We start from the raw sequence: 4,741 nt of genomic DNA on the forward strand, positions 1-4,741 counted from the left end.
TCTGGCGATGCCGGCCGCGGCTTTGCCGTGGTGGCCGACGAGGTGCGCAAATTGGCCGAAAAAACCATGACTGCCACCAGGGAAGTGGGTGAGGCCATCGGCGGCATACAGGCAGGCACTACGCACACCATTGATGTTGTTACCCGCACGGTTTCACGCATTCAGGGCGCTGGCGAACTGGCCGACCGCTCCGGTGCGGCCCTGGCGGAGATTGTGTCAATGGTCGACCTGACCACAGATCAGGTGCGCGCCATTGCCGCAGCCTCGGAAGAGCAGTCTGTCGCCAGTGCGGAAATCAACCGCAGCCTTGACGAAGTGGACAGGATATCGGGCGAAAACGCCTCGTTCATGCACCAGTCCGCAGATTCCATCACGGAGCTGTCGCGTCAGGCCAGCGTGCTTCAGGAGCTTATCAGCCAGATGAAGCAGGGCGGCGGCGCGTAAGGGCGCTTCGCCACAGCACATCTGTCTTTATCCCCCGTCTTTTACGGCAGCCGCAAAGGCCGCCAGAAAAGGCGGGGGATTGTCGTTTACCGCTATTCCGTCCTGCCTGCCCGGGGCTGTGCGCTTGCGGTGCGCGTGCAGTTGTCATAAAGCCTTGGAAGGAGAATTTATGGGCAATCATACCGAACAATGGGGCCGCCTGCTGGCTCCATACCGCAGAACGCGGCAGGACAAGAGCCTTGCCGCCCTTGACGTGGTGCGCAATCCCTTTGTGCAGGACTATGACCGCATCATTTTTTCCAGTTCTTTCCGCAGGCTTGCCAAAAAAACGCAAGTACACCCCCTGGTGCGCAATGACCATATCCATACCCGCCTTACCCACTCGCTGGAGGTAAGCTGCGTGGGCCGTTCTCTGGCCCTGCTGGCGGGGCAGGGGCTGGCCGAAATGGGGCATCTGCCGCAAGGCTGGACCCCCGAGCATCTCGGCCAGATCATACAGACGGCCTGCCTGGCCCACGATATCGGCAATCCGCCCTTCGGGCATGCCGGGGAAGAGGGCATTCGCGACTGGTTCAAGGATACGGGGCATACCGAACACTACTTCAAGGATCTGCGGCCCACCGAACGGGCGGACTTTGAGATCTTTGACGGCAACGCCCAGGGATTCCGGGTGGTTAATACGCTTGAAAACAACAAGGATTCCGGCGGGCTGCGCCTGACGTTTCCCGTGCTGGCAAGCCTTGTAAAATATCCTTGTTCCGCTCACGAGGCTCTGGGCCGGGGCAGCGGCAAGTTCAACTATTACACGGCGGAAAAGGAGATTTTTGAGGACATCTTCAGCACTCTGGGGCTGATGCACGACGGCCGCGCGCGACGCCACCCCCTTTCTTACCTGCTGGAAGCGGCGGACGACATCTGCTATCGCATCATTGATATGGAAGATGCGCGCGAACTGCGCATCATCACCTATCAGGATATCAAGGATGTCATGGCTCCCCTGCTGAGCGAGAGCGATATGGACGAGGGACGCCTGGCGAATATGGATTCGGACCGGCGGCGCTCGGGCATGCTGCGCACCAAGGCCATGAGCCGCATCATCCCCTCTGTGGCGCAGACTTTTCTTGATAATTATGAAGACATCATGCATGGCGCGCTGTCGGGCGACCTGCTCAAGCATGCCCGTCAGGACGTGGCGGACTTTATGGCGGCAGCCAAGACGGTGTTTAACTGCAAGATCATGAACAATCCGCAAAAAACAGCCCTGGAAATAGGCACGTACACCCTGTACAAGCGGCTGCTGGACGTGTTTATTCCCGCCTGCTTCAACTTCAGCAAAAATAACGCCATGTCGTATCAGGAAAAACGCGCCCTGACCCTTATGGGAACCAATGCCCCTTCCGAGGGGGAGTGCCTGTATACGGCTTATCTGCGCGTGCTGGATTTTGTTTCCGGCATGACGGACGACTATGCCACGTTTATTTCACAGCAGTTTTCGGGTACGGCCGCCAGCTAGGGCGGTCTGACATTCGGGATGTTTAACTGATCTGTGCGGATTTTTTTCTGAAAATTTGCGCCGCGCAATGCAGGCAGGCTTTTGCCTGCCTTCTCGCATTTCGAGGCAAGGATTTTCAAGAAAATCCTTGCAGAGGAGTTAACTCATTTCATTTGTTAACTCCTCTAGAGCAATTTCACTTTGAAATTGCTCGGACGACTGCGTGAGCAGACGTTCGCTACGGAGGCGTAAGCGCAGTTTATCTGCGCGGTTAAACGCCGAAGTGAGCGTGCCTTAAACTTTGAGAATGTATATTCTCAAAGTTAATCTGCTCTAGATGCGGACCGGCCCTTTTTACCCCGGTTGAGCACCATAGTGCTCTTCGGGCTAAAAAGGGCCGGATTTCTTGTTTTCGGGCGAGAATATCGGCTATTAAGCAGGTTTTGACGATTTTACCGTTGAACGTATATGCCTTTTACGTTTTTATGCCATTCCTACCAGTGCTTTGCCCTATTTTGCGCCAAAGGCCCAAGAGCGGCCCCTTTTTGAAATTGTCTGACGGCTGCGCGCGTAAGCGCAATCTATCTATACAGTTACGCATCGTAATGGGCGCGCTTACGCCTTGTAATGCATATTCCCAAACCAGTCTGCTTTAAAGGGCAATGCAGCGTTCCCGGACGGGCATGGACGGCGGCAGCGCAGTGGAAGGCAATGCCTGGGCCAGCCGGTTCCAGTTGCGGGCCTTGGCCAGTGCATCCAGGGCCAGATTGCGCAGGATCAGGTAGCTTTCAGCCAGGTCATGCCGGTCCGTGTCAAGAATGTGGTCTGCCTGAAGCGGCTCGTCAAACCTGTCGGTGAGGCCGCTCAGGCCCGGCACATGGCTTTGTCCGGCCTTGGCGTACAAGCCTCTTGTGTCGCGGTTGACCAGGGTCTGCAGGGAGCAGCGCACCCATATCTCATGGTACAGGGGCAGATTTTCGCGGTTTTTCTGGCGCATGCCGCTGTAGGGCGTTGTGGCTGCCACAATGCAGACACGCCCCTGGGCGTGGCATTGCATGGCCTGATCGCGCAGGGCGTTCACCGCAGTGATGCGTTCGTGGGGTGCGGAGCCGGCAAGGCCCGCCTGACGGCAAAAATGGTTTTCGTCAACAAACTCGGTCTCCAGGCCCTGTCCTTCAAGAAACAGGCGTACAAGAGATCCAAGGGTGGTTTTGCCGCTGCCGGAAAGCCCCAGCAGCCAGATCACGGGCGTCATGCGTACCTCGCTTGTTTGCGCGTTGCATTGGCGCGGCCAGGCCGCGCGGGAACACCCGGAAAATGCAATAATCCGGCCATGCTGGATAAATCTTTTTATTACATGTGGATGCGTGATTGGTGATGTGGGATGAAAGCTTTTTTTGACGCTCAACGACGGGCAAAAGAAGGAGAAGCGGCAAAAATATCCTTCAGCAACGAAAAAAGGGAGTCAGCATGCTGACTCCCTTTAAACATTCTGGCGGAGCGGAAGGGACTCGAACCCTCGGCCTCCGGCGTGACAGGCCGGCGTTATAACCGTCTTAACTACCGCTCCGGATTTTGGTGGTGGGCAGTACAGGACTTGAACCTGTGGCCCCCGCCGTGTGAAGGCGGTGCTCTACCAGCTGAGCTAACTGCCCTCCCGGAGACACGTTTCTATGCAAAACCTACCGAAGAGTCAAGCGAAAAATATGAAGTAAAAAATTTTTTACAGGAGTAAAAAATTAATATGCTGATTTTATTATATAATTTTTATTCCCCATAAATCCGGCACATTGATTGTCTTGCGCCGTGCCGGGTGGAGTGCTAGACCTCCTGTAGCACCCCGCTCGGCGTCAGCCGGATCTGCGGCAGCCATAACAGCAGTTTTGCGGCCCTGAAATGGGGTGACAGCAGCTTTTTTAGAGGCAATGTAATGAAACCCTTATGGATACGCCTTTGGGCGGTATTTTTTTTCGGGCTGGCCGTAAGTGTTGCTCAGGGCGTTCAGGCCCGGGTGGTGGACGGCAGCAGCATCATGGATCAGCACATGCGCGAAAATCTCTGCGCGCTGACGTTTGATGATGGCCCTTCTACCAATACTCCCCAGTTGCTGGACATGCTGAGTGAATACGGCATTCCGGCCACGTTTTTTCTTTTGGGCAAACAGGCGGAGCGGCATCCTGACCTTGTGCGGCGCATTCTGGCCGAGGGCCATGAGGTGGGCAACCACTCCTATTCACATCCCAACCTGCGCATGCTCTCTCCTGAAAGGAAGATGCAGGAAATCGGGCAGACCGATGCCATTCTGCGCTCTCTTGGGGCCAGCCCCGCATTTTTGCGCCCCCCCTACGGGGCCTATGACAATCAGACTGTGGCCGTGGCCGAAAGCCTGGGCCTGGGCATCATGCTCTGGTCCCTGGACAGCCGCGACTGGAAAAGCCTGCCCGCCAACTACGCCGCCCTGCGCAGCACGCGCGGCACGGTATACGATACAGGCACCCTGCGCGGCATTTTTTTGTTTCACGATACGCACAAGCGCACTGTGGAAGATCTGCCGCGCATCATTCGTGACCTGCGCGCCGGGGGCTGCCAGCGTTTTGTGACTGTGAGCGACTATCTTGACGGTCTGCTTGATCCGGAGCCGGGCATCCTGATGACCCGCCGCGCCACAGACAGTTCTCAGCCCATTGTGGCAGACAAAAAGCCCGGTCGTCTCAAAGAGCAGTTCCAGGAGATGCCGCCCGAAAGCTACCCCGCCGGCACGGCAGCCTTGCCTTTGGCGCGCACAAGCCGTCCCTGGCAGTCCGA

General features: G+C 56.7%; 4 protein-coding genes and 2 tRNA genes. 3 read left to right on the forward strand and 3 right to left on the reverse strand.

From position 1 onward, the window contains the following. Both V6C07_RS09095 and V6C07_RS09100 read left to right on the forward strand, forming a co-directional pair. On the forward strand, positions 1–444 hold a 444-nt coding region (locus V6C07_RS09095; protein ID WP_333536097.1), incomplete at its 5' end, for a methyl-accepting chemotaxis protein. 169 nt (positions 445–613) lie between these two features. Then, positions 614–1,957, forward strand: coding sequence for a deoxyguanosinetriphosphate triphosphohydrolase (locus tag V6C07_RS09100; RefSeq protein WP_333536099.1), 1,344 nt, complete (start codon positions 614–616; stop codon positions 1,955–1,957). A gap of 631 nt (positions 1,958–2,588) precedes the next feature. Here V6C07_RS09100 and V6C07_RS09105 read toward each other — a convergent pair. The 3 genes from V6C07_RS09105 to V6C07_RS09115 all read right to left on the reverse strand — a co-directional run bounded on the left by V6C07_RS09105 (position 2,589) and on the right by V6C07_RS09115 (position 3,591). After that, entirely contained in the window at positions 2,589–3,191 is a 603-nt protein-coding gene (locus V6C07_RS09105; protein ID WP_333536101.1) for an adenylyl-sulfate kinase, read from the reverse strand. 238 nt (positions 3,192–3,429) lie between these two features. After that, a tRNA-Asp gene (locus tag V6C07_RS09110) sits at positions 3,430–3,506 on the reverse strand. Between the two features lie 9 nt (positions 3,507–3,515). Beyond that, positions 3,516–3,591 (reverse strand) — tRNA-Val (locus V6C07_RS09115). 275 nt (positions 3,592–3,866) lie between these two features. Here V6C07_RS09115 and V6C07_RS09120 point away from each other — a divergent pair. Then, the coding region (locus V6C07_RS09120; protein ID WP_333536103.1) for a polysaccharide deacetylase family protein at positions 3,867–4,741 on the forward strand (875 nt) is incomplete at its 3' end.

Source organism: Desulfovibrio sp. 1214_IL3152, from assembly GCF_036763055.1.
GTDB lineage: Bacteria > Desulfobacterota > Desulfovibrionia > Desulfovibrionales > Desulfovibrionaceae > Desulfovibrio.